This window comes from Synechococcus sp. W60.3 (assembly GCF_047502615.1).
Classification (GTDB): Bacteria; Cyanobacteriota; Cyanobacteriia; order Thermostichales; family Thermostichaceae; genus Thermostichus.
This window is the reverse complement of sequence record NZ_JANSHJ010000037.1, coordinates 1-4,537: the sequence shown is the minus strand read 5'-3', so window position 1 is coordinate 4,537 and position 4,537 is coordinate 1. Positions and strand designations below refer to the sequence as shown.

Annotated in this window: 4 protein-coding genes and 1 pseudogene; all 5 read left to right on the top strand. The window is 54.2% G+C overall.

All coding sequences use genetic code 11. From position 1 onward, the window contains the following. Nucleotides 1–266 (top strand): annotated as a pseudogene (locus tag NW846_RS10945) (bacitracin ABC transporter ATP-binding protein); the annotation flags it as partial. A 38-nt stretch (nucleotides 267–304) separates the two neighbouring features. Beyond that, nucleotides 305–1,147, top strand: a complete 843-nt coding sequence (locus tag NW846_RS10940; protein WP_414516005.1) for an ABC transporter ATP-binding protein — start codon at nucleotides 305–307, stop codon at nucleotides 1,145–1,147. A gap of 17 nt (nucleotides 1,148–1,164) precedes the next feature. Beyond that, on the top strand, nucleotides 1,165–1,761 hold the full coding sequence (locus NW846_RS10935) for a Uma2 family endonuclease (protein WP_414515982.1): 597 nt from the start codon (nucleotides 1,165–1,167) through the stop codon (nucleotides 1,759–1,761). An 86-nt stretch (nucleotides 1,762–1,847) separates the two neighbouring features. Further along, nucleotides 1,848–3,983, top strand: a complete 2,136-nt coding sequence (locus NW846_RS10930; RefSeq protein ID WP_414516003.1) for a molybdopterin oxidoreductase family protein — start codon at nucleotides 1,848–1,850, stop codon at nucleotides 3,981–3,983. 24 nt (nucleotides 3,984–4,007) lie between these two features. Then, entirely contained in the window at nucleotides 4,008–4,508 is a 501-nt protein-coding gene (locus NW846_RS10925; protein ID WP_414515980.1) for a nitrate reductase associated protein, read from the top strand. The last annotated feature ends 29 nt before the right edge of the window (nucleotides 4,509–4,537 follow it).

Below are 4,537 nucleotides of genomic sequence, written 5' to 3'. Positions count from 1 at the left end.
ACCTCTGGATCCTGACGCAGATGGCTCGCTGGGGCCTCTGCCCTTTTCCCCGCAACTGGATTTCGGTTCTCGACCAAGTTCTGGACAGTGAGACCTACGCCCTAGCCGCCAGAGAACTGGGCCTGCCGGATCGGGCCCATGACCGCGGAGCTTTACTCTTTGCCGATGGATCCCGCTTTGACGGAGAGGATCCCGTTGCTTACCTGGAGTCGGTGGCCATCCGGCAGGATCTGAAGCTGCAGGAGTACCAGCTCAGCGAAGTTTAGCTTTTGTTACCTTAAACTCTCGATTGGAAAACACCATGATGACCAGCTCCCGCACGTTCTCCTCACCGCTATCTTCTGCTTCTCCGGTTGCAGGACTGCCCCTTCTTTGTCTTCAGAATGTGGGCAAGACCTACTTCACCTCAGCAGGGCCCTTCGTTGCGCTGGAAAATATCAATCTGGAAGTGGCCGCCGGTGAGTTTGTTTGCATTATCGGCCACTCCGGTTGTGGCAAATCCACCTTGATCAACATGGTGGCGGGTTTTTCGACTCCCACTTCGGGATCCATTACCCTCAAGGGCCAGCCCATCACCTCCCCAGGGCCAGATCGGATGATGGTGTTTCAACATTATTCCCTTTTGCCCTGGCTGACGGCTTTTGAAAATGTTTATCTGGTGGTGGATCAGGTTTACCCAAACAAATCCCGGCGGGAGAAAAGGGAAATTGTTCAAGAACATCTGGAATTGGTAGGTTTAGCAGAGGCAGCCCACAAGCGGCCCAAGCAGCTTTCTGGAGGCATGAAGCAAAGGGTAGCCATTGCCCGTGCTCTTGCCGTTCGTCCGCAAGTTTTGCTCTTGGATGAGCCTTTTGGGGCCTTGGATGCCATTACCAAGGAAGATCTACAAGATGAGCTGCTGGCCATTTGGCGGGATCACCGCTGCACAGTTTTGATGATTACCCACGACATCGACGAGGCTCTCTACTTGTCAGACCGTGTGGTGATGATGACCAACGGCCCCGCTGCCCATATTGGTGAGATCTTGACCATTCCCTTTGAGCGACCGCGCATCCGCTCCCGCATTATGGAAATGCCTGAGTTCTACGAATTGCGTAACCGCGCCCTTGACTTCCTCTATCGCCGCTTTGCCCATGGAGGGGATTGAGCTAGGGTTCAAAATACTTGGAGAGGGAAGTTGATGGCCACTGCTCCGGTTCAGGTAGTTCCAACCGATCTCCCAATGGAGGAGCGGGTCTTGCCCTGCCCAAAACCCTTGCCGACTATCTGGCCAATCCAGTTGCCCAAACCAAATGGGTAGATGGCTACATTGTGGAGAAAGTGGGGCAAACTTTAGGGGATGCAAAGCTCCAAACCCGACTTCTCTTCCGTTGGCTCGGTTATGTTGAATGTCAGCCATTGGGGGGTATGGTTTTGGTGAAGGCTCCCGGCCAAACCAAAGGCAAAGTCAGAAGACCTGATGCTGCCTACTCATCTCCAGATTTAATCCAGCAATTTGGAGAGGATATTGCCACGCTGCTGCAGAGCTATCCTCTGGTTGAGGAGATCTTCTCTCCAACCGACTGTGGAGAAGATATTTTCCTAAAAGCCCAAGAGTATCTCAGCTCCGATGTACTGGAAGTCTGGCTGATTTTTCCCAAAAGCAAATTTATTTTTATCCAGACTCAGGATCGCCACCTTTGGCTAACCGAACAAGAGACTGCCAAAAGCCAGGTTGTATTGCCCGGATTTGAGATCCAAGTGGCCGATCTCCTCGGCTAAGAGATCCTTAACCTGATGGCCTATCGGGATCCAAAATGCAAGACACTTATCCATCCTGACAGGGATCCCAACTCATGGTGACCGCGATGGAGTCGGAAAAAGCTGTCATCAAAACCCTATGTCCCTATTGCGGTGTGGGATGTGGATTGGAGGCGGTTTCGACAGCCTCAGGTGACTGGAAAATGAGAGGCGACCGGGATCATCCTTCCAGCTTGGGGATGGTCTGTGTAAAGGGGGCCACGATCCTGGAGGCAGTTGGTCGGGATCGGCTGCTCTATCCCCTGTTTCGGGAGAGCTTGGATCAGCCCTTTCGCCGCATTTCTTGGGATCAGGCTTTTGAGGAGATGGTTTCTCGGCTGCGCTGCCTCAAAGACAACCCTCACTCCATGGCTATGTATGGATCGGGGCAGTTGCTCACTGAAGACTATTACGTTGCTCAAAAGCTCATTAAGGGCTGCCTGGGCACCAATAATTTTGACACCAACTCGCGCCTGTGCATGTCCTCAGCCGTCTCGGCCTACACCCAATCCCTGGGATCCGATGGCCCCCCCTGCTGCTACGAGGATCTCGATCTCTGCAATCTGGCTTTTCTGGTGGGCACCAACACAGCAGAGTGCCATCCCATTCTTTTTAATCGCCTGAAGAAGCGGCACAGGACCGGATCCCCCCTCAAAATAGTGGTAGTGGATCCCCGGCGCACTCAGACAGCAGAAGCTGCTGATCTCCACTTAAAAATTTGTCCTGGAACCGATATCGATCTTTTCAATGGGATTGCCCATTTGTTGTTAAAGTGGGGATCCATTGCTGCTGATTTTATCGAGGGCTGCACCCAAGGTTTTGCTGAATATGCAGCTTTGCTGGCCGATTATGAACCGCAGATTGTGGCCCAGCGCTGCGGAATTGCCACCGAGGATTTGATCGAAGCAGCCAAGCTTTGGCAGGGATCCCAAAGGGTTCTCTCCCTTTGGTCGATGGGCCTAAACCAGTCCAGCGAGGGCACCGCCAAGATCACCAGCTTAATCAACCTGCATCTCCTGACCGGGCAAATTGGCCGACCGGGGACCGGCCCCTTTTCCTTGACCGGCCAGCCCAATGCCATGGGCGGTCGAGAGGCAGGGGGGTTATCCCATCTGCTGCCGGGATATCGGCTGGTGAGCCAGCCCCAGCATCGGGCAGAGGTGGAGCAGGCTTGGGGCTTGCCCAGCGGTTCCCTCTCTCCCTGCCCAGGGCTGAGGGCTACCGAGATGATTGCCGCTCTGGAAACCGGATCCCTGCAGTTCTTCTGGATTGTGGCCACTAATCCTTTGGTGAGCTTTCCGGATCTGGAACGGGTCAAAAAAGCCCTGAAAAAGTCTCCCTTTACTGTTTATCAAGAGGCTTATTACCCTACAGAAACGGCAGAATATGCCCATTTGCTTTTGCCCGCCTGCCAGTGGAGCGAGAAAACCGGGGTGATGACCAACTCCGAGCGCAGGGTTACCCTTTGTCAAGCCTTTCGAGACCCCCCTGGCGAAGCCCGACCCGATTGGGAGATCTTTGCTGAAGTGGGGCGCAGGTTGGGCTTTGAAGCGCAATTTTCCTTCCAAACCGCGGCAGAGGTTTATGCAGAATTTGCCGCCCTTACCGCAAATCGCCTCTGCGATCACTCCGGCCTCAGCCATGCCCTTTTGGCAGAACAAGGCCCTCAGCAATGGCCTTATCCCAAAGAAAGAACCTCGGCCCCTAAGTCCACTCGCCTCTACACAGATTGGCGTTTCCCGACCCCCGATGGCCGCGCCCGCTTTATCCCCCACCATTCCCGTGGCCTAGCAGAGCCGCCGGATCCCCAGTTTCCCTACGTATTAACCACGGGCAGGCTTTACGGCCATTGGCACACCCAAACCCGCACCGGCAGGATTGAAAAAATCAAGCACATGCACCCCCAACCCTTTATGGAGATCCATCCTCGCGATGCGGAAAAGCTGGGCCTCCAAGATGGGGATTGGGTTCAGGTGCGTTCTGCCCGCGGGCGGGCCTATTTCCCGGCCAAGATAACTGCCAACATTGCTCCCGGTACGCTATTTGTACCCATGCACTGGGGATCCCTCTGGGCAGAACAAGCCGAGTGTAATGCCCTTACCCATGACATCAGTTGTCCCGATTCCGGCCAGCCGGAATTAAAAGCCTGTGCCGTTGCTCTTGAGAAAGCCGACCCACCGCTCAAGCAATCCCCTCAACTCTAGATTTGGTTCCTAATCGAGGTTCCCATGACTCTGTTTCAGTTTGAGCAAGATTTTGCCGACTCTCTGCGATGCATCCCCATGACCTTGCGCCTAAAGCTGGATTTGTGCGGGATCAAGCTCAAGCTCCATCAATGGGCCAAGTTTTCCTTAGAAGAGCGGCGGAAGTGTGTTGATTGGCCCTCTGAATCTCCACAGGATCTAGAAGAACTCCGCAACCATCTGCGCCATTTGGTTCGCTCCATCTGCCACGAAGAGGTGCAAGAGATTCCCATTGATCCCCAGCCTGAATGGCAAAATCCCAACCAGATCCCAATGGCTGTCCAACAAAAAGCTCAAGACCTGGGGATCCGGCTTGCCCTCGATTTCTGGAGAAACTTGCACGATATCCAGAGATTTGCCTTGCTGAAGTTGAGCCGATCCCATCACGAAAACAAAAATTTCTTGCCCGCTCTGCGAGAGTTTGGCCTGAAGATGGCGAGGGATGGTGATTGCAGTTACTGTAAACTACCCGGCTCCGACCGCTAAGCGGTACGGAGCGGGCTTTCAGTAGCCCT